At 50.9% G+C, this 21,316-nt stretch carries 19 protein-coding genes and 1 tRNA gene; 10 read left to right on the forward strand and 10 right to left on the reverse strand.

The features are described 5' to 3' along the window. Positions 1-7 precede the first annotated feature (7 nt). The 3 genes from SIL79_RS03925 to SIL79_RS03935 form a co-directional block, all read right to left on the reverse strand. Positions 8-1,753, reverse strand: coding sequence for a hypothetical protein (locus SIL79_RS03925; RefSeq protein ID WP_319618987.1), 1,746 nt, complete (start codon positions 1,751-1,753; stop codon positions 8-10). A gap of 568 nt (positions 1,754-2,321) precedes the next feature. After that, on the reverse strand, positions 2,322-2,801 hold the full coding sequence (gene tsaA / locus SIL79_RS03930) for a tRNA (N6-threonylcarbamoyladenosine(37)-N6)-methyltransferase TrmO (protein ID WP_020442393.1): 480 nt from the start codon (positions 2,799-2,801) through the stop codon (positions 2,322-2,324). Between the two features lie 79 nt (positions 2,802-2,880). Beyond that, entirely contained in the window at positions 2,881-3,639 is a 759-nt protein-coding gene (locus SIL79_RS03935) for a substrate-binding periplasmic protein (protein WP_319618988.1), read from the reverse strand. Between the two features lie 528 nt (positions 3,640-4,167). On the opposite strand from SIL79_RS03935, the gene SIL79_RS03940 reads away from it, so the two are divergent. The 6 genes from SIL79_RS03940 to SIL79_RS03965 all read left to right on the forward strand — a co-directional run bounded on the left by SIL79_RS03940 (position 4,168) and on the right by SIL79_RS03965 (position 9,005). Then, the gene (locus SIL79_RS03940) at positions 4,168-4,824 is read left to right on the forward strand and encodes a quinolone resistance pentapeptide repeat protein QnrA2 (protein WP_039034975.1); all 657 of its coding nucleotides are present in this window, start codon (positions 4,168-4,170) and stop codon (positions 4,822-4,824) included. A gap of 143 nt (positions 4,825-4,967) precedes the next feature. Then, entirely contained in the window at positions 4,968-5,267 is a 300-nt protein-coding gene (locus tag SIL79_RS03945) for a hypothetical protein (protein WP_039034974.1), read from the forward strand. Between the two features lie 41 nt (positions 5,268-5,308). Next, a complete protein-coding gene (locus SIL79_RS03950) occupies positions 5,309-5,743 on the forward strand; it encodes an HNH endonuclease (protein ID WP_052248180.1) in 435 nt (144 codons plus the stop codon). A 230-nt stretch (positions 5,744-5,973) separates the two neighbouring features. Then, positions 5,974-6,297 carry a DUF6694 family lipoprotein gene (locus SIL79_RS03955; protein WP_143078423.1) on the forward strand — a complete coding sequence of 108 codons (324 nt, stop codon included), beginning with the start codon at positions 5,974-5,976 and terminating at the stop codon, positions 6,295-6,297. Positions 6,298-6,766: 469 nt separating this feature from the next. Then, positions 6,767-8,620, forward strand: a complete 1,854-nt coding sequence (locus SIL79_RS03960) for a peptidase U32 family protein (RefSeq protein ID WP_252346024.1) — start codon at positions 6,767-6,769, stop codon at positions 8,618-8,620. Between the two features lie 10 nt (positions 8,621-8,630). After that, complete coding sequence (locus tag SIL79_RS03965; protein ID WP_319618989.1) at positions 8,631-9,005, forward strand: PH domain-containing protein; 375 nt, start codon at positions 8,631-8,633, stop codon at positions 9,003-9,005. A 996-nt stretch (positions 9,006-10,001) separates the two neighbouring features. On the opposite strand, the gene SIL79_RS03970 is transcribed toward SIL79_RS03965, so the two are convergent. After that, a tRNA-Leu gene (locus SIL79_RS03970) sits at positions 10,002-10,088 on the reverse strand. A gap of 130 nt (positions 10,089-10,218) precedes the next feature. Next, on the reverse strand, positions 10,219-11,808 hold the full coding sequence (locus SIL79_RS03975; RefSeq protein WP_226684232.1) for a bacteriohemerythrin: 1,590 nt from the start codon (positions 11,806-11,808) through the stop codon (positions 10,219-10,221). 272 nt (positions 11,809-12,080) lie between these two features. Between SIL79_RS03975 and SIL79_RS03980 the strand changes: the two genes are divergently transcribed. Next, a complete protein-coding gene (locus tag SIL79_RS03980; RefSeq protein WP_071237139.1) occupies positions 12,081-12,209 on the forward strand; it encodes a DUF3149 domain-containing protein in 129 nt (42 codons plus the stop codon). 85 nt (positions 12,210-12,294) lie between these two features. Here the strand turns inward: SIL79_RS03980 and SIL79_RS03985 are convergent, their stop codons facing one another. After that, entirely contained in the window at positions 12,295-12,906 is a 612-nt protein-coding gene (locus tag SIL79_RS03985) for a superinfection exclusion B family protein (protein WP_039034972.1), read from the reverse strand. A gap of 167 nt (positions 12,907-13,073) precedes the next feature. Here SIL79_RS03985 and SIL79_RS03990 point away from each other — a divergent pair, with 167 nt between their 5' ends. After that, a complete protein-coding gene (locus SIL79_RS03990; protein ID WP_319618990.1) occupies positions 13,074-14,705 on the forward strand; it encodes a sensor histidine kinase in 1,632 nt (543 codons plus the stop codon). 1 nt (position 14,706) lies between these two features. On the opposite strand, the gene pepT is transcribed toward SIL79_RS03990, so the two are convergent. Further along, the gene (gene pepT, locus SIL79_RS03995) at positions 14,707-15,936 is read right to left on the reverse strand and encodes a peptidase T (protein ID WP_039034990.1); all 1,230 of its coding nucleotides are present in this window, start codon (positions 15,934-15,936) and stop codon (positions 14,707-14,709) included. 86 nt (positions 15,937-16,022) lie between these two features. Further along, positions 16,023-16,868, reverse strand: coding sequence for a tRNA cyclic N6-threonylcarbamoyladenosine(37) synthase TcdA (gene tcdA, locus SIL79_RS04000; protein ID WP_071476751.1), 846 nt, complete (start codon positions 16,866-16,868; stop codon positions 16,023-16,025). 568 nt (positions 16,869-17,436) lie between these two features. On the opposite strand from tcdA, the gene SIL79_RS04005 reads away from it, so the two are divergent. After that, a complete protein-coding gene (locus SIL79_RS04005) occupies positions 17,437-18,498 on the forward strand; it encodes a porin (RefSeq protein ID WP_162206517.1) in 1,062 nt (353 codons plus the stop codon). Between the two features lie 120 nt (positions 18,499-18,618). Here the strand turns inward: SIL79_RS04005 and SIL79_RS04010 are convergent, their stop codons facing one another. Beyond that, positions 18,619-19,275, reverse strand: coding sequence for a thiopurine S-methyltransferase (locus SIL79_RS04010; protein ID WP_039034968.1), 657 nt, complete (start codon positions 19,273-19,275; stop codon positions 18,619-18,621). Positions 19,276-19,710: 435 nt separating this feature from the next. Between SIL79_RS04010 and rarD the strand changes: the two genes are divergently transcribed. Next, entirely contained in the window at positions 19,711-20,604 is an 894-nt protein-coding gene (rarD, locus tag SIL79_RS04015; protein WP_039034967.1) for an EamA family transporter RarD, read from the forward strand. Here rarD and mnmD read toward each other — a convergent pair. Beyond that, the gene (gene mnmD / locus SIL79_RS04020; RefSeq protein WP_162206516.1) at positions 20,590-21,300 is read right to left on the reverse strand and encodes a tRNA (5-methylaminomethyl-2-thiouridine)(34)-methyltransferase MnmD; all 711 of its coding nucleotides are present in this window, start codon (positions 21,298-21,300) and stop codon (positions 20,590-20,592) included. The two genes, rarD and mnmD, sit on opposite strands and share 15 nt — an antisense overlap. Between the last annotated feature and the right edge of the window lie 16 nt (positions 21,301-21,316).

The following is a 21,316-nucleotide window of genomic DNA, read 5'->3' on the forward strand; positions in this document are numbered from 1 at the left end:
TTTGCAATCAGGCGGGGGAAATCGGCCAGGACAAATCCTGGACAAAACGGCGATATTGGCGGCGCTTGAGCAGCCCCTGGCAGTGGCGCCGTTGAATAAGCGGCACTGAGTGCTGTTGATGGAAAGCCGCGCCTGGAACATCAGCCAGCATATTAAAATAACGAGCCAACAAAGGCAGATAAGCTATGTCATCACCGGCCAGCGCCAGCACTGTGTCCGACAAGGCCGACTTGTCGGCGCCGCTGCGCAGACTTGCCGCATCCGGATAGGCCAGCAGCTTCTCAACGGCTTCTGCCAACAGCTCGGCACCGCCCGGCACAGCTATCAGCGCGGCCACAAACTGCGCCTCGGTCCATTCACGGCCATGTCTGTCGCTGAAACGCCACTCCAGGCGCTCACCCTTGGCGCTGTTTGGTAAGTCGGCCAGGCGACTGACCATCTCTTTGGCGCTGCCCAGCAAACACTCCCCCAGCTCCAGATAATCGGCCTCAATAAGATTGAGTCCCGCCTCACCATGGGCCAGGCTCTGCTGCTCACTCATCACCAACTCAGGTTTAGGCCAGAAATAACAGGGTAAACTCTGGCACTCGGCTTCCCCAGGCAGCATGGGCCTGACAGTGCTGGTATCCAGCGCATATATCTTGAACCCCACCAGCAGCAAACGATTGGCCGTAGGTGAGGTCAATTGATAGTCATAGTGATCAAAGGCTACCAGGGCAAAGGGATTGGCTTCGTCGCCGGGGAGTGGGCATTCGTTGGCGCGATAGCGAGGCGACACCGCCTTGAGGCGGAAGTGTTCCTCTGGCGCCAGATAGCCCTTCATCAGCTCGCCACTGCGCCAACTCAGCCAAAAAGCGGCTTCATCCCGGCAAAGGCGGATACCGCTCAGCCCGTCAAACAGGCTTTCGAGTGCATCAGTCAGCTCATCTTCATCACAGGTATCTTCGCCGCTCCTGAGCGACTCAAGCAAAGTGGAAAACTCATCCGGATCCAACAAGCCATCATGACTGTCAAACCAAAGCACCGGCTGTTGCCAAAGCACATCAAGGGATTCGAGAGCTACCAGTTGCAACTGCAACCCAATGCGTGGACTGTCACCGCTCTCATCCAACAGACACTCAGACACAGGCAATAAGGCCAACTGCCGCTCAGGGCAAAGGTGTATACTCGGGCAACGGACGCCTTTAAGCAGCGGTTTGCCCTCAATCCGGTGAAATTGGCTCTGGCCATCGACCACATTGATGCACCAGAAGCCATGCTCCCGCTGCGCCAGAGAGCCGCATTTACGCTCATAGAATAAAAAACAACCGTCACGGCGCCGCACCATGGTGCTGCCAAGGCGGCGATTATCCAGATATTCAGGCAAGCAGATATCCTTAATCGGCCGCCAGTCGGCCAGCGACCAGCCCAGAAGACAGGGATATTCATCATCCCCTCTTGGCTGCTCGGCCACATACCAGAACTCGCCTCTGTCTTTATCCAGCCAACCATGACCATAGATGCCGACATTTGGCAGATTGACCATCAGCCGAGGCCCGGTTTCGATATCACCGGCATAGATCTGCCCGGAGCAGGTGGCGACCACAAATTCGCTGTCGCTGTAGAAGGCGCTCAGCACCACTTCATCCTCGGCCTGAGGCAACTCATACTGCCAAAGCAATTGCTGACGGCCATCAGCCAGCGGCGTCAACAGCTGCAACTGCGGGGCGCCGGCCTGCTTCGGGGAATGTAATATCCATTTGGCAGCTGTCATTTGAGACTCCTGTTGTTAACAGTAAAGAGATAGCCACGTCCGTATATCGAAACGGCATGATGAAATAGCCCCAAAGCACCCATCAAACATAAAAACAACTTGGCATGGCTAAGGGGGCTTGCCAGGTGCGTATACAGAGCAAATAAAGGGGAAGGAAGCGTTTGGCCTAGATTAACCAGCGGCCTAATGGGAAACTGAACCACAATAGCAATTTTCAAAACAATCCTTTTCGATGGCCTTAAGGCCTGAGTCCATCCAGGGCTCACTTAAATTCAATTCGACCGCGATGATAAGCACAGTCAATACAGTAGAGGCGGCCGCCAGAGCATCCTTAAGATCCCTTGGCGGGAGGGTGGATTTTGACGATTCCAGCCATTGGAAACAAGTTAAAACACCAACAAAGTGATATGAATCAATAAGAGGGAAAAAATTTACACCATAGTCAAAACCGACTAAGCGGATAAAAAGCTCAGCTCACTGCGGCGAGAATGTCGGCGTGGCCAGGCGCGAGGAAACCAGAGCAACCAGGATATGCTGCTCCGGTGATAAAAAAGGAACGGTTTCTGTGTCAGGCAAACCTGTCATCAGAGAGGGTTTGCAGTGGATCTTTGCCCTGTTCATACCAACCATCACGGGTATTTTGCACGCAATCAAATGCCTGAATATAAGGTTTGATATCTATGATGGGAGTGCCATTGAGCATATCGATCCCCTTAACATGGATACGGTTGCCCTCTAAACGGTCAATTTCCAGTATCGACAGGCCTATGGGATTAGGGCGCTTGGGTGAGCGGGTTGCAAATACACCACGCAATTGATTATCGAGAAAAGGTTTAACCTTGAGTGCTCCCTGCTTACATTGATGCAGATGAAACAGCACATAAACATGGGAAAAACCATCGAGGTCGGCCAACCCTTCGGCGTAGTCGGGATGGATCACCAAGACCCCTTGGTTATCGGCGACCTTGCTGCCCTGGATCGGCATATTGGCCAATTCTGTGTACTGGGTTTCGGCATGGCCTATGGCGGTAAAGCTGACAACTTGCATAACAACTCCGTTGCAAATACAGAGTTGCAGTCTACCTCAAGGCTCAGAGGGGATCCTCAAGACAACTCACATTCCCGCCTCAGGGAACGCTGAGCAAGGTTTCTTCATCAAAGTACTTCTGCCTCAGACGCCGCCCCTCTTCCGAGCTCAAAACACGGTTGAGCACAGCCTGAAAGTCACTCACCAATTGTGCAGGAATACCGGCACTGAATGCAAAACACAAAGGCTTATGACTGACCTCAAGCAAAGGCGCCATCATGTCCGGTTCATAGCCTTGCCGTTTAAGGGTACTCACCAAGGTTAATCGGTTGCTGGACAACAAATTGGCTCGGCCACTACTGAGCACCCTAATCGCCTGCTCCAGGCTGCTGGTACGCACCAACAAGCCGGGATTAAAACCATGACTCAATAGCAACAGCTCACCCACATCATCTCTGACTGCCACCACCACTAGCCGCTTGGCGTCATCCAGGCGGGTTAATCTCGGCGCCATCTGTTTAAATGCATACAGATTTAACTCCAAAGTGCCCAGACTGCAGGCCCATTGAAACAGGGGAACCCTGGCATCTATGCGGGCCGTGGAAAACAACACCACGTTATCGCGGCTTGCCAACAGGTAGTAGCCTCTGGCCCATGGCAATATCTCTATGGGTTGCGGCTCAACCGCCATCTCCCGCCAAACAAGATGCAAAATGTCGGTTGTGAATCCGGAAACCTGACCCTGTCCCAAACTAAAATTGTAGGGAGGGTATTCTTCAGTGAGATACCTGAGCTGGCTCAGATCCGCAGCCGCCAGCACACTGCAACAATAGAGCAATAGCGGAAAAAGTAAGCGCATAACTCCCCCCCCCCGGACAACTATATCTATAGGAAGGACCTCTGCAGGTCTTCAGTGCTATGCCTTGAGTGCCAATGGTTGTGCACGCCACTCTCGACAAAAAGAAGGTCACGAGGATTTACTCGCGCCCAGCTTAAGTGTTGTCAAAGGTGGTTCAACATACAAACCCGGGTTTCAATGCTTATTAACTCATTGTATTTATATATTTTTTAACAAAACCATTCGAAAGGAAAGTCCTCACATCCAGCAAGCCACGTCAGCAGCTCACCAAAGGCTTGCATTATTTTTCACGACGCCTTGAGCATGGAGCCCACCTAAAGGCTCTCAAAATGTCGATTTACCCCCTTAAAATCGCGTTTTAAGCACTTCTCAAAGTCATGATTTTAAAGGTTTTATTTTTAGTGATATTCCAGAGTGCCGATGTTAGCCTGCAAAGATTGTTGGGAAGGCGCGAACCAACCCCATATTTGCCTGCCTAGGCAGAGTTCGCCGAAAGAGGTAGCGCCCTCCCTGATTAAAGGAAGCCGTATGGATATTATCGATAAAGTTTTTCAACAAGAGGATTTCTCACGCCAGGATTTGAGTGACAGCCGTTTTCGCCGCTGCCGCTTCTATCAGTGTGACTTCAGCCACTGTCAGCTAAGGGATGCCAGTTTCGAGGATTGCAGTTTCATTGAAAGCGGCGCCGTTGAAGGGTGCCACTTCAGCTATGCCGATCTGCGCGATGCCAGTTTCAAGGCTTGCCGTCTGTCTTTAGCTAACTTCAGCGGTGCCAACTGCTTTGGCATAGAGTTCAGGGAATGCGATCTCAAGGGCGCCAACTTTTCCCGGGCCCGCTTTTACAATCAAGTCAGCCATAAAATGTACTTTTGTGCGGCTTATATCTCAGGCTGCAACCTGGCCTATGCCAATTTGAGTGGCCAATGCCTGGAAAAGTGCGAGCTGTTTGAAAATAACTGGAGCAATGCCAATCTCAGCGGTGCTTCCTTGATGGGCTCCGACCTCAGCCGCGGCACCTTCTCCCGCGACTGTTGGCAACAGGTCAATCTGCGGGGCTGTGACCTGACCTTTGCCGATCTGGATGGACTCGATCCCAGGCGGGTCAACCTCGAGGGGGTCAAGATCTGTGCCTGGCAACAGGAGCAACTGTTAGAGCCTCTGGGGATAATAGTGCTTCCGGATTAGCCTGAAGGCAACTTAAGAGGCAAATATCACTTGAGTTCCGCGCTGCAACAGGGCAGATTCTGCTATAGCAGAGCATTACCGCAGGAATGCCGTTTTCTCTGCTGCCGCAGCCGACGTTATACCTTCCCTTCAAAGGAGGCATTATGAAGACTCAACTGCACGCCGAGCTGGCTCAGGTCAAGCGCTCTTTGGCAATCACCCAACTACTGGGAGCACCAGGCATCTTACTCATAGGTTTGGCACTCTATGGCCTGGTTATCGCCGAAGGAGATGCCTTCATCCAGGCGCTCAATAATCCTATCAATTGCTATCTATTAATCGCCATTGGCTCGGCCATCACGCTCTGGGAAGCATTAAAGATTATTAAGCTCTCCAAAAAACAAACTCAGCTTCTCAAACAACTCGATGAATGTAATGAGTTGTCGGAAAAGGAAAACGCTTGATGCTGAAAAACACCTAATGAATTAGACACATAGGAGAAATAATGGAATTAGAGATTCAAGTTACTTTTCGCACAGGAGACAGCATAAGAACCCGACGCTACAAGAGTGAACAAGGTGCCTTACGGGGCATTTGGAAATGGCTCAACAAGCATCAGGAGCAGGGAGATATTCAAGCCAGCTTCTTTTCCCCCGAACAGGGCCACCGCATCTTTACACAACCAGAGCAGCTCAGTGAATTTGAGCCCCAAACCATAGATAACTTTTATCAATCCAGGGCTTGGCTAGCGCTCAGATATCAGGTGCTGCAAACTCACGAGCACAGATGTGCAAAGTGTAACCGTACTAAAGCCGAACACAATATAGTGCTGCATGTTGACCATGTACTACCTCGCAGCAAACACAAAGACAAGGCATTAGATATCAATAATCTGCAAATACTCTGTGAAGAGTGCAACCTTGGGAAGTTGGACAGATGATTTATTGTTCAGTAAATCACCCGTCAAAAAAACAACTCATTTACCGCTCAGAAACAAAGCTGCTAACATTCAAAGTTGGGCAAAGCACGTAATTTTATAAAAAATATAAGTCAACAACATAGACAAAAATCAGCTTTCAACCAGGCATTCTCTCAAGCTTAGGTTTTTGAAAGCATACTTTTAAGTACTCAGCAGCAGACACATGAGTAACAACATACGGAAATTTGCATATGAAAAATATAATAATTGCGGTCTTTTTAACCGGACTAGTAGCTTGCAGCTCTACGCCAACAGCCATGGTTTTCGACGGCAGCAGTGCAGAATCCACCCAACGAGGTGTTATTAGTATCATGAGAACATTAAATTCTCATGACAAACAGGAATTCGTGATGGCCTTGATGAAAATCCAACATGCCGAATTCGACAGTCCTCTGGCCGCGATGAAACACTCAGATCAAGCGGGTCAAATTGACTTTGCCCTGGTGGGTAAAAAAATCGATGGACTCACCTTAGAGCAAGTGCTCAAACTTGCACAAAAACCAAGCAACAGGTAAAAACTGCACAACAAAGCCGCTAACACGTTAGATAATAATGGCGCGCATCAGCAGTTATCCCGACACAAAGAGCCATATTTTGGCTCTTTGTTGCAGTTGGAGGCGGGAGTCTACCGGGAGTTCTGATTGAGTAAGCATGTCTATAGCACTCCTTGCCAGGTATGAGTATCTTCTCATGCCACCAAACCAAGCTCAGTTTAGTAAGACATTGAGAGTTAGAGGTTAATTATCCAACAGCAAGTATTGAATACTGTCGGGCGCAGTGTTGCCTCTACTGCTATTATCGGCTGAAACAGCAAAAACAGGGCATAAGTCACAGTTCCCCTATCATGAATGGCAGGCTCTGCTATAATTTGTGCCCGAAATTTCTCAGCCAATTCCAGACGAGCGGTAAGTCATGTCCACTACAGGTGTTGAACTCTTTAATCCCGGCCAACAGACACAAGCCCCTGCTGCGGCCCCCAAGCAAATGGTGCAATTGGCCGATAACAAGTTGGAGCTGATGGCGCCGGCCAAGAATGCCGACTTCGGTATTGAGGCCATTCGCCACGGGGCAGATGCGGTCTATATTGGCGGCCCGGCGTTTGGTGCCCGTCATACCGCCGGTAACAGCATAGAGGACATTACCCGCCTTTGTGAGTTTGCCCATAAATATCACGCTCAGGTATTTGTCACCATCAATACCATATTGCTGGACGATGAACTGGAAGAAGCCAGGCGCCTGATCTGGGCGGTGTACGAGGCAGGTGCCGATGCCATTATTGTGCAGGACCTGGGGCTGCTTGAGCTGGACTTGCCCCCAATTGCACTGCACGCCAGTACTCAGATGGATAATCGGGTTCCGGCCAAAGTCGCCTTTCTCGAGCATGTGGGCTTTTCTCAGGTAGTGTTGGCGCGGGAGCTGAGCCTGAGCCAAATTCGCGCCGTGGCCGCCGAGACCAAGATGCGACTTGAGTTCTTTATCCATGGCGCCCTGTGCGTGGCCTACAGCGGCCAATGCTATATCAGTGAAGCCTACACAGACCGCAGTGCCAACCGCGGCGAATGCTCACAACAATGCCGGATGCCGGGTAATCTCAAGACCCGCCAGGGCGACATTATTGCCAGCAACGACCATATGCTGTCGCTGAAGGACAACAACCAGACAGATAACCTCGAAGCGCTGATCGACGCCGGGATCCGCTCCTTCAAGATAGAGGGCCGACTCAAGGACCTCAGCTACGTCAAGAATGTTACCGCTCACTACCGCCAGCAACTGGATGCTATCATGGCGCGTCGGCCCGAGTTTGAACCCTCGTCCCACGGCCGCTGCAGCTACAGCTTCACCCCGGATCCTGACAAGAGCTTTAACCGCGGCAAGACGGACTACTTTGTCAATGAGCGCAAGGCGGACATCGGCGACTTCCGCACCCCGAAATACTTGGGAATAGAGGTCGGCAAAGTCAGCAAGATAGGCAAAGACTTTATCCAGGTCGACTCGGATACCGAGTTCCACAACGGTGATGGCCTGGGCTTCTTCGCCGCCAATTATCAAAAGGCCAGATTGTCGGATGACAAGCTGACAGGTTTTCGGGTCAACCGCGCCGAGGGCAACACCCTGTATCTAAAAAACATGCCGAAAGATCTCTATGTCGGTGCCACCTTGTATCGCAACAAAGATCAAGCCTTTGAAGCCCTGCTGGCCAAAGAGTCTGCCGAGCGCACCCTGTTGGTGGACTTCAGCCTCAGCAATACCCAGACAGGTCTGGCGCTGACCGCTGCCGACCGTCATGGCCATCAGGCGACAGTGACCGCTGACTTCGAAAAACAGCAAGCCAAGGATATTGGCCGCAACCGTGAATCACTCGGCAAGCATCTCGCCAAGCTGGGCAATACAGATTTTCGTCTCGGACAGGTAGATTTGGGCGATGCCGAAGCCGTTTTTGTACCGGCATCCATCATCAATGGCCTGCGCCGTGATGCCGTTGCAGCCCTGGACGAAGCGCGCATTCAGGGGTATCAAAGACCCACGCCCTGGATACGGGACGATAGCGCCCGCTTCCCGCAGCGCAGCCTGACCTATCTTGGCAATGTGGCCAACCAAAAAGCCAAGGACTTCTATACCCGTCACGGGGTGGTATCCATCCGTGATGCCTATGAAGTGCGGCCGGTGAAAGGCGATGCGCCTTTGATGATCACCAAACACTGCATACGTTACAGCTACAACATGTGCCCCAAAGAAGTGCCGGGGATCAAGGCCGAGCCGCTGGAGATGGAGCTGGGTGGCAAGCAGTTCAAGCTGGTGTTCGACTGCCATAAGTGTGAAATGCTGTTGGTAGGTTAAGGAGAAAAATATGGGATTTTTAAATGCCTTGATGGGCAATGCCAGTGAAGTGGATCTGGATAAACTCAACGAAGAACTGGCGCCGATTATGGCCGACGGCGAACAGTTGCAGCTGGCCTATAAGCTGGTACGCGACATCTTTGTCTTCACCAACAAGCGCATGATCTTGATAGATAAACAGGGCATGACCGGCAAGAAAGTGAGTTATCACTCCATCCCCTACAAGGCGATAGTGCACTTTGAAGTGGAAACCGCCGGGCGCTTTGATATGGATGCCGAACTCAGGCTGTGGATCTCAGGCCAGACAGAGCCCCTGGTCAAAGAGCTAAAACGCGGCACTGATGTGGTGGGTATTCAAAAGACCATAGCCAAATTCACGCTCTGAGGTTAAAAAGGGAAGGATTCCCCCTCAACTATTAGCTCGAAATGGACGTATTTACTGTGACTGTTTCGCTGGAGCGCCCTGCAAAGAATGTTAAATTGGGAGGGATTAGGGGTAGGCAAGACGAGTGTTTGCACCGAACACCAACCAAGGCAAAAGTGTGTAACGCCTTATTTTAGCCACAAAAAACCGACTCAAGGTCGGTTTCTGCTCTCTCTAAGAGAGATGGTACCAGAGGTCGGAGCGACGGGGCTGGCCTTCCAGCCGACACGCGCGTGGCGCAATAACCTGCCCAAACCTACCCAGACCTGACTCGGAGCTAAAAACGAAAAAACCGACTCAAGGTCGGTTTCGACTCTCTCTAAGAGAGAAATGGTACCAGAGGTCGGAGCGACGGGGCTGGCCTTCCAGCCGACACGCGCGTGGCGCAATAACCTGCTCAGACCTGCCCAGAGCTGACTCGGAGCTAAAAACGAAAAAACCGACTCAAGGTCGGTTTCGACTCTCTCTAAGAGAGATGGTACCAGAGGTCGGAGCGACGGGGCTGGCCTTCCAGCCGACACGCGCGTGGCGCAATAACCTGCCCAGACCTACCCAGACCTGACTCGGAGCTAAAAACGAAAAAACCGACTCAAGGTCGGTTTCGACTCTCTCTAAGAGAGAAATGGTACCAGAGGTCGGAGCGACGGGGCTGGCCTTCCAGCCGACACGCGCGTGGCGCAATAACCTGCCCAGACCTACCCAGACCTGACTCGGAGCTAAAAACGAAAAAACCGACTCAAGGTCGGTTTCGGCTCTCTCTAAGAGAGAGATGGTACCAGAGGTCGGAGCGACGGGGCTGGCCTTCCAGCCGACACGCGCGTGGCGCAATAACCTGCCCAGACCTGCCCAGACCTGCCCAGACCTGCCTAGACCTGCCTAGACCTGCCCAGACCTGACTCGGAGCTAAAAACGAAAAAACCGACTCAAGGTCGGTTTCGGCTCTCTCTAAGAGAGAGATGGTACCAGAGGTCGGACTCGAACCGACACGCTTTTAAGGGCGGGGGATTTTGAATCCCCTGTGTCTACCAATTTCACCACTCTGGCACATTTAGATTGTTTCGCGACGATGTCTCATCGGCGAGTGAACGGAATTATACCTGTGCTCACTTCAATGGCAAGCGCTTTACGAGCCTGTTTACCAAAATCCTGTTCGGTTGGACAAAATTCGCTCTGACTACTGGGCTCCGCGGGCAATTAGGAAGCCTGTGTACTCCTTGTCACTGCCCTGAATATGGTTGATAAGCCAGGATTTAAGGAAGGCCATCAATTCATCGGCAACATCTTCACCACTGGCCACTCGCTTCTGGAAATCCAGTACCTTAGCCACCAATTGTTGGTGCTTAAGCTTGTGCTGTTCGGTCTGCGGGTAACCGAAACGGGCAAACAACTCCTCTTCATAGGCGAAATGATTGGCAGTGTAATCCACCAGCCCCTGTACTATGCGTTTAATTGCTTCCAGGCCATAAGCTTCTTCCAGAGTGCGGTGAAGTTCATTGATCAGGGATACCAGACGTTGGTGCTGACGATTAATCTCTTCCATGCCGAGATCCAACTGCGGCCCCCACTCAACAAAGCGATGGCGTTTCTCCAACTGCTCCATCGCCCGTTTGTCGACATGGAAACGCCCAAGCAGGGAACTGATCTCCTGCGACATATTGAATACTTTCAGACTGGATAGGTTGGTACTGTGAGTTTCTTTGGCATTTTCGACCGCCACTTGCGCCATAGAGGAGATATTGTTGCTGATCTCTTCGGCAACTGTCTGCTGTTGTTCCGAAGCCGCCGCTATTTGATGCGACATATCTGTAATGCTTTCAATCTGCGCCACAATTTGCCCCAATGCCTGCTGCGCCTGATGAGCCATCGCATGGCTGGCACTGGCCTGCTCGACACTGGTTCTCATCACTTTCACGCCTTCATCGGCACCCTGTTGCAACTGCAGTATCTGCTGTTGGATATCGACTGTAGCTGTGGATGTGCGCTGCGCCAGACTACGGACTTCATCGGCAACCACAGCAAAACCTCGGCCATGCTCGCCGGCGCGGGCACTCTCAATAGCGGCGTTCAGCGCCAACAGATTGGTTTGCTCAGCCACTTGGGAAATGGTGTCAATAATGGTGCTTATGTTGTTGCTGTCTTCGGCCAGACGAGCGATAACTAACTGGGTTTGCTCAACCTGAGCCGACATATCATCTATCTGCCGTACCACCTCTTTGACGGTTTGGTCGCCGCTGCGAGCTGCCTGCATGGCTTCCTCCGCGGCATTGGCAGCACAAGCTGCGTTACGGCTGACTTCCTGTACGGTAGCAACCATCTGATTCATAGCGGTCGCGGCCAATTCAGCTTGTTTTTCCTGCTCCTCCACTCCGGTATGGGCGGCATCGCTGATAGACTTGATATCCATGGCCACGTTCTTCATCGTATCGGCAGTATTGACCAAAGACAGAATGGTGCGACCAACGTCCTCTCCCATACGGTTGATACCGTGGACCACAGAATGGAACATGCCGGCGTCCTGCTCCGACAACTGATAGCTGAGATCGCCTTCTCCCAGATGACGGGCGGCATTTTCCAAGCGCTTGAGATTGGACAGCTGTCTGGCACCGAGCCAAGTCAGCACTATCAAGGCAGCCAATAGAGAACCAAAGGCGAGATAACTGCCGCCGTGTAACAGGCTCCACAAGGGGTAAAGCAACAAGAGCAACAGCAGATAAAACTGCCACCGGCTTAATATCAATTTCGAAAGACCTTGGGATGTTTGCATCGCACGCTCCTTGCCAATGAACAGTCTCAGCCCAAGCCACCCTACTCCTTTAATGTGGTGATGAATATTATCCTTTGCTCCTATTCCCTTCAGCGAAATAACGCCCTTGTTTCTCCCTCAGCTAATTTAAGCAAAACATGATACAGCTCATATTTTAACAAGGCGATTTACCCAATTAACAACTCTGACAACATTTGTTGATCGAGATCAGCTTCAGTTTTAGCAAATTTGATTAGTTTAGCTTTGACTTTACAAGAAAGAGGATTTCAGTGATGGCATTCTGGTTAGATCTAATGTTCGGAAACCCCATAGGTTTACTGTCGATGATAGTTATCTTCAGTACTATCGGGATCATCTCCTACATTATGTGGATGTTTATTGTAAAGTCAGCAAAGCCTTAGCTTTGACTTCCATGTTCTTTTAAATGCAATGACATTTTTGAGTATTGCTTGGGCAGCCCTGTGGCTGCCCTCTTTTTTATTGCGATTAAGCCGCGTGTTTCCGCACTTGGGCAATAGCATTGATAAATTGCGGTCTTGCCTTGATAAGATATTGCAACTCTTCCTGACTCGGTTCTCCCGGAGGAAGACGCAACACTCTTCGATTTAAATGCTTACGGGCTGCCATCGCTATCTTGTACTCGGCGGTGGGGCCTTGAATAGCGTAATGGCGTTCATTTCCCAGACTCTCGAGTATATGCGCCTTGAGCAGCGCCTGTACGGGAGCCTCATTTTGCGGCAGGGTCAAAACACTGGCTCCCTGCAAAAAGAACTCTCGTAACAAGGCCCGCTCGGCCGGATCCAACAACTTCACCTTAGCTTCAATCATTTCGTTGATTCGGCGCTCACTTAAACGGCTTATCGCTTCATCCAACAAAAAGTTGACAGCCAGAGCGCCGATATAGGCCAAAGCCAGTAGCAATGTCAGGCCAATATAGTGGGCATTGGTATCTACCCAGGATTCCAAATGCAACAGAGCCAGCAAGGACTTTGGCATAAACAGCAGCAATGTGGTTATCAGCAGCACCCACAGCGTCAGTTGCAATGCAGCGGCCTTGAATTTGCCCTCTTTCAATACCTCAAATTTCAGTCTCTTCATGGCTCTATCCAGCGTCAGAAAATTGTCCCAACCTCTAATCAAGCAAAACCAATGCCAAATTCATTCAAAGCACCTCGGCTTAATATAACGACAAAAAAACCGCGAAAGTCAGATGCGAAGCTATGCTTAAAGCTATCCACAGTAAGCACTTAAGATAGTTGATATTAATGCCAGGTTTTATACAGCAGCTCATCAGTAGTCCCATCGGCCGCAGGCTGACTCTGGCTATTATCCTGTTCAGCTCTCTGATCACTCTGGTAACCACAGGTTTGCAGTTGGTTTCCGATTACAAGGGGGACGTTGGTCGAATCAACGATGAGTTTGCCAATATTGAAAGGGCTAACCTGGATGTGTTGGCAGCAAGTATCTGGGTAATAGATGAGAAACTTATCAATACTCAACTCAACGGTCTCAACCAACTGCCGGATACCAGCTATGTCGTCATAAAAGATGACAGCGGCAAAGAATGGACCGCCGGCGAATCCCGAGACAGAGGTGTAATAGAGAAGCGTTTTCCTTTGGTGCACAAGACCAGCAGCCAGAATTACAATGTCGGCGAGCTGAGGGTGCAGGCCGACCTCTCCAAAATCTACGACAGATTGGTGAATAAAGCCTTACTGATACTAGTGACCAATGGTATCAAGACCTTTCTGGTGGCTGGCTTCATTCTCTATCTGGTTTGGGCCAGCATTACCCGGCATCTGTTGCAACTGAGTGAGTACTGCTCACAGCTCGATTTGGAGCAAGACTATCAACCACTGCAATTTAAGCGCCGGGACAAACAGGATGAATTTACCCAGGTTGCCCTGGCTATCAATTTGATGCAGCAACAGCTGCGCGCCTCCTTCACACAGTTGAACCGCTCCCGCTACGAACTGCAAGAAGCCCTGAGCGACAGGGAAAGACTGCTGGAACTGGAACGCAGCTATAAAGATGAGCTGGCAAGGCAGGTCAAAGAACAGACCAAAGAACTTGAACAGTCGTTGTTGGTGTTGGAACGGGCTCAACAGGTGATGGTCGAACAGCAGAAAATGGCCGCGCTCGGCGGTCTGGTATCCGGCATCGCCCATGAGATAAACACCCCGATAGGTATCTGCCTCACCGCTGCCAGTAGTCAGCTGCAGCATATCAATGAATTGGTTGAGCTATTACAAAACGATGGCGCTACGCTGGAAGAGCTCAATGCCATTCTCAACGAGTATCAACAAAGCTGTGAACTGATCATCAGTAATATTACCCGCGCCAGTAACTTGATCCAGAAGTTCAAGACGATTGCTGCCGAGCAAGGCAATGACGTGCACGAACAGATGCCGCTACCCCAGGTATTGCAGGAATTTGCCGATGCTGTAGCGCTATCTTTCAAGCAACTAAAGGTAGATGTGGAGATTCAGGTCGAGGCCGATCTTTGGCTTACCAGCAGCCACAGCCTGCTGAAACAGATAGTGACCAACATACTTTCCAACGCCTATGCTCACGCATTTGAGGGTAATTCCGACCATAAGATCCGCATCAGCGCACAACAGCAGGGTCAAGAACTACAGCTGGATATCGAAGACAATGGCAAGGGAATCGCACCCGAGATTGCCGGCCAGATCTTTGAACCCTTCTTTACCACCAGTAGACGAACCGGCGCCACCGGGCTTGGATTGGCGGCGGCCTTCAATGCAGCCACACAGCTGAAGGGCAATATCACCCTTGTCAATAACTCCAGTCTCGGCGGCGCTCACTTTCGGGTTCGCTTCCCGGCTGTGATAGAGTCCCGCCCCGTCGAGGATGACAGGGTGGAACTCTTTATTTAGGTTACTCGGCGTATCTCTGGGTCGTTAACCTGGCGATATTGATGATCACCTCTACCGCCTTTTCCATTGACTCAAGGCAAACATACTCATGTTTGCCATGAAAGTTGTGGCCGCCGGCAAAAAGATTGGGACAAGGCAGTCCCTTCCAGGACAATTGCGCGCCGTCAGTGCCGCCGCGGATAGGTTTGATATCCGGAGTGATGTTTGCCATCTCCATCGCCTGACAGGCAATATCTGTCACATGAGGCACAGGCAAGATGCAGTCCTTCATATTGTAATAGCTGTCGCTGATACAGATCTCCAGACTACCGGCCTGCAGCTCAGCATTGCATTTAGCCACAGATTCTTGCAGCCAGGTTTTACGTTGCTCAAACTGAGCGCGGTCAAAGTCCCTTATCAGGTATACCAAGCTGGCTTCTTCTGTTTGGCCTTCCATGGATAACAGGTGGAAAAAGCCCTGATAACCTTGGCTGGTCTCTGGCGCATCATTGAGTGGCATTCTGGCATGGAACCTGGCAGCCATGGTCAAGGCATTGACCATCACCCCATAGGCACTGCCGGGATGGCAATTATTGCCCCTGGCGGTTATCACCGCAGTGGCGGCATTGAAGTTTTCATATTGAAGTTCGCCAACTGCGCCACCATCGACGGTATAGGCCCAATCTGCGCCAAAACGCTCGAGCTCCAAACCATCAGTACCTCGGCCTATCTCCTCATCGGGTGTAAAACAGAGATTGATCTCACCATGGGGGATTTCAGGGTGCTGCAATAGATAGTGTAGTGCCGTGACAATTTCGGCGATACCTGCCTTGTCGTCAGCCCCCAATAGCGTAGTACCATCGGCAGTGATCAGTGTTTTATTGAGATAGTTCAGCAACGAAGGAAACTGCTCAGGACTAAGCTCTTCCCCCTGCTCCAGTTCAATAACTTGTCCTTGATAGTCAGCTATCACCCGAGGTTTGACCCCGGCACCGGAGTAATCCGCCGCCGTATCCATATGAGCCAGAAAGCCAATTGCCGGTACCTTGGCAGTATTCGCCGGTAACTTGGCATAAAGGCAGCATGATTCACTGAGAAAGACATCATCAAATCCCAACTCGAGCAGTTCTTGTTGCAACTGTTTGGCGAAGGCCACCTGGCCTTGAGAACTGGGAACAGACTGGGAACTCGGATCAGCTTGTGTATCCTGTTTGACATACCGCAGGAAACGATTGAGCAGCGCTTGTCGCATAAGCTTAATATCTGTAGCGAAAAAGTGTCTGGATTCTAACAACCCAGACACTTGCCACATTAGACTCAGATCATGTTTTGTGCTGTTTATTCAGCCTTGGTATTGCCGCCGGGAGTATTGGCTTCTTGCGCCAAGCGCGCCAAAACCCGGCTTGCTGCCACAAAGCCAAAGCTGCCGGTCACCATGGTCACGGCACCAAACCCTGAGGAGCAATCCATTCTCATGCTACCTTGGGCACCAGCCTTGGTGGAACAAACACTACCATCGGTCTGAGGATACTTGAGGTGTTCACTGGAAAACACGGCATCAACGGCAAAACGCCGTTGTGGATTCTTGCTAAAACCATACTCTTTACGCAGCAAGTTGCGTACCTTGGCCAGCAATGGATCCTGAAAGGTTTTGGCCAGATCCGTTTGTTGGATCTGGGTTGGATCTGTCTGACCACCGGCACCGCCGATAGTCACCAACTTAATCTTATTCCGCTTGCACCAAGCGATTAAAGCCGCCTTGGGCTTTACCGCATCTATGCAGTCCACCACAAAATCTATGCCCTTGTCCTGTGCCAGATACTGGCTCAGATTGTCTACCGCAATAAAATCTTCTATTTCATCCACCCGGCACAATGGATTAATCGCCTTAATCCGCTGCGCCATTACGGCGACCTTGGACTCGCCTATAGTGTCTGCCAGAGCATGGATCTGACGGTTGGTATTGGTGACACACACATCGTCGAGATCCATCAGGCTGATATGCCCTATTCCACTACGTGCCAAAGCTTCGGCGACCCAAGTGCCGACGCCACCTATACCTATTACCATCACATGAGCCTTGGAAAAGGCCGCCAGTGCAGCAACACCATATAAACGAGCAATGCCACCGAAACGCTGTTGGTAGGCTTCGGACTCCAACAGCTCTGAGTCTATATCTTGCATAACTTGGTTCCCAATTGTCTTCGGCGGCATTTTAGCCGAATACCCAAGTATCCCCAAGCCAAGGGGGTAACATAATCAAAGTCTCTCTGTCATAAAGCGTATTTAACCGGCGCTTGCAGAGACCAGCGTCGACTTGCCAGGGACTGGCTTGGCGGTTTAAATGAGAACCAGAGCACATAAATGTCATTTTTGCGCTGAAAAATTTCACTTTTATTAAAACTTCATCTATCACTAATTTACATTTTGTTTTATTAAAAATAACCAACAGATACAGTCCTTCATACTGCAAAATTATCTTTTTATAGCGAAAAGATCATTATGCTGATTTTGTGAACAATGGCTATTGATTGGTTTTTGAACCAAATGGACATTTTTGTCACAGATTGATGCTTTTCCTGACGAAACGGGGCAAAAAGTTTGATCTGGGCCACAATCTTGAAGAAACAAAACTGTAAGAATCAGCGCAGCTTTGTGACGGACAGGATGTCCGCTGCAAATCCAGGAACACTCGTTTGTTAAATAACCATAAATACATGGATTAGAACTCAGGTTCTAGGGAGCACAACACATGAAGAAGACCCTTATCTCTGCGTCAGTAGCAACAGTTCTGGCCGCAGCCTCTTTCGGTGCGCTGGCTGATGGCCCAACTCTGTATGGCCGTTTGGATCTGGCTATCACCAACTCTGATCAAGGTGCCACTCTGCAGTCTGGTACTAACGGCGTAGAAGTAGGTGAAAGCGGTACTTACATCGAAAACAACTTCTCAAACCTGGGTGTAAAAGGTTCCGAGAAGATTTCTGATGGTGTAGACATCATCTATCAGATGGAGTTCCAGGTAGAAAACACTTCAGGTACAGGCGATACTTTCAAAGCCCGTAACACTTACCTGGGTGCCAAGACCAATTTCGGTACATTCCTGGCCGGTCGTAACGACACAGTATTCAAGCAAGCTGAAGGCGGCGTTGACGCATTCGGTAACACCAACGCGGATATCGACCGTTTGGTTGGTGGTCAAGTTCGTAGTGGTGACGGTGTTTGGTACTACTCACCAAAGATCGCTGACCTGATCACTCTGAACGCCACTTACCTGATGGAAGACAACTACGCGACTTTCGACCCTGTTACAGGTAAAGAAATCGACAAAGACAGCATGTATGCTCTGAGTGCCACCCTCGGTGACAAGAAGCTGAAGGCTCAGAACTACTATGCAGCTATCGCCTACAACAAGGCTATCGGTGGTATCGATGCATACCGCGCCGTAGGTCAAGTTAAACTGGGCGACTTCAAAATCGGTGGTCTGTTCCAGAACTCCGAAAGCATTGCAGCCAACTCTGACGACAACAACACTTACTTCGTCAACGTAGTTTACAACCTGAGCGGTGTAAACCTGAAGCTGCAATACGGCTATGATGAAGCAGGCTTCGGTAAGTACTACAAAGCTCTGGGCGACAAAGCTGGCAGTGACATCGAAGTGACCAACATCACTGTAGGTGCTGACTACCGTGTAGCCAAGTCTACTCTAATCTTCGGCCACTATGCTCATTATGAAGGTGAGTTCAAAGATGCTGGTGCCAAGTTTGACCTGGAAGACGACAACGTATTCACCGTGGGTGTACGTTACGACTTCTAATCTCTGTTGAGATAGTTGTTGAACTAAAGGCGACCTCAGGGTCGCCTTTTTGTTTATCGAGCTTTTAACCAAGCGCCAAGCGCTGTTCACGCCTTCAACGCTTATCTTCGCCAGAGAAACTTATTTACGTTTCAAAAGATAAGCACTCTCATTGAGCCAAGGCACCTCTTTGGCAATGAACCTGGGGTTATCGGCCAACACATCGGCTTGCTCCAGCAGAGTGACCTCAAACCACTGGCTCATATGCTCCCTTATCCACTCCCGGGTCACACTGAATGGCGGCCCCTTGAGCATATCCTGAGGGTATTCCAGAGTGATCAACAGGCCACAACAACCACTCGGCAACAAGGAAGCCAGCTTGGCGGCATATTGCAAACGCATCTCCTCAGGCCAGGCGATTAACGCTGCCCTATCGTAGAAGGCACCTACCGACGCCAATTGCTGAGCCTGCAATGCAAAGAGATCTCCCTGCAGCAAAGTCATCTGCTCACTGGAGAACGCCTGCAGTTCGCCAAAGGCTTTCTGTTGATACGCAAGGCGATTCTCTTCAAAGAACTGCCTTACCGCCAACTCGCTCAGTTCACAGCCGAGCAGATCATGGCCCTTCTCGGCCAAATAACACATGTCCAAAGACTTGCCACAAAGTGGAACAAAAACCTGCTCATTGCCCCTAAGCGCGAGTGTGGACCAGTACTTTACCAAGAAGGGGTTAATATCCTGCTGGTGAAAACCTATCTGCTGTTTGTGCCAGCGTTCATGCCAGAATCCGGGTTCCATCTATCCATCCTGTTCATCAGAAAATCTTGATACTCTAGCGACTCGAGTAACAGATGCAAAGTCCAACAGGTGTAAAATAATAGTCTCAGATAAAAGAATAGCCTCACAGTTTCAGACTGAAAGACGCACCAATACTCAGCTTGAGTGAATTGATGAGGAGCAGAGTTGGCTACCCACTTCCCCCGACTCACTCTGTCTGTTCGCCATCAAGAACGCCGCCCTTTCCCCAAATGACCAAGATCATTTTGAAAGCTCTGGGGCCAATCAAAAAAGGCGCAAATAGAATTTAAAAGCCCAAGAATGAATTCTCTCGCAGCGGGCTGGGTTTAAAGAATGAAAAGATTTTTTAAACAGTGAGTTAATTCACTTCCCTTTTATAAAGGCCATGCCAGAATAGCCGCCATATCCGAGTATTGTGTTGTTTCGGTGACAATCATGTCCAGCTCTCTCAAGGGAAACGCTCTGGCGGCCTTCTCTTTCGTACTTTGGGGAATATTACCCCTCTACTATCAATTGCTGCCGGATGCGGCCATCTTTGAGTTGCTGGCCTTCAGGGTCATCTGGTCTGTGCCCTTTATGCTGCTGGTCTTTGTCCTGCTCAGACGACCATTACCGGCCTTTGGCGCGCTGTGGCGTGATAAACGCTCATTGCTGCTGTGCTTTGCCGCCGGGCTTATCATGTGTATCTCCTGGGTCAGCTTCACCTGGGCCCTGACCCATGGTCAGGTACTGGCGGCCAGCCTGGGATTCTTTATCAACCCTCTGTTTGCCATCGCACTCGGAGTCCTCTTCCTCGGCGACAAGCTGAGCAAGGCGCAACTGGCCGCCGTAGTGCTGGCGATTGCCGGTATCGGCTGGCAGGTATATCAATACGGCAGCCTGCCCTGGTTGTCTCTGGTGATGGGCAGCTTTTTTGCCCTCTACGGGCTGCTGAAAAAGTTTATTCGCTTTGACTCCTTCACCTCGGTTACCCTGGAGGCTCTGCTGCTGACCCCCTTTGCTTTGGGCTACCTCTGTTATCTGCTGGCCACAGAGCAAAGCGCCGCACTGGCTGGCGGCAGCGAAGGCATAATGCTCTATATCGGTTCGGCGCCCGTGACGCTGGCGCCGCTGATCCTATTCAGCCTGGCGCTGAGATACACGAGCCTGTCCATGGTGGGTTTGCTGCAATACATTGAGCCCAGCCTGCAATTTTTGCTGGCGGTGGTCATCTTTGGTGAGGTGTTTGACGAGGTGAAACTGGTGAGTTTCTCCCTCATCTGGGCCGGGCTGCTGCTGTGCTCGCTGGAGGCCTTGCCCGGCCTGCGCCGCAGCTTAAAGCGAGTCTAACTTCCAGGCGCGGGTCATCTCGCGCTTGCCCAGGGCTCCCGGGTAAGCTTTTACCTGAAAACCGGCGGCCTTGAGATCTCGCTTGAACTGGCCATTGGCGCAGTAAGACACCAATAAGCCGCCTTGCTCCAGCAACCCATAGCACTTTTTGAAGTTATCCAGCGCCCATACATCCGGCTGCTTGCTGGGGGCGAAAGCATCGTAATACACCAAGTTGAAGGGTTCGCCCTGCCATTCGAGCTGCTCAAGCTTGCCCTTGACCTTACGCAGCATAAAACCCGGCATGACCTCCACATCCTGATCCCAGGGGGCGGCGTGCAAGGCATCGAAAAGCGGCGCATACCAGCCGGGCAGCATGCCCTTGTAGTTCAGCCCTTCAATCAGCTCGGCGGACAAGGGATAGGGCTCTATAGTGACATAGCGCACCGGCAACGGCGCCAAGCCACTGTGCTGACGCGCCTTTGTCAGCTCCAGCACCTTACCCAGGGTCATGAGGGCATTGAGCCCGGTGCCAAAGCCCACTTCCAGAATCGCCAGATGGTCAAAGTCCTGCAACATCTGCTCGAGCCCGGCGTGGATAAACACATAACGGGATTCGGCCAACGCCCCCTTGTGGGAGTGGTAGGTCTCATTGAGCTCGGCATTAAATAGAGTGTGTGACCCGTCTTCGGTCAGCTGCAGACTTACGTGTTTCATCTCGACTCTTAATCAT

The organism is Shewanella indica (assembly GCF_033842865.1).
GTDB lineage: Bacteria > Pseudomonadota > Gammaproteobacteria > Enterobacterales > Shewanellaceae > Shewanella > Shewanella indica.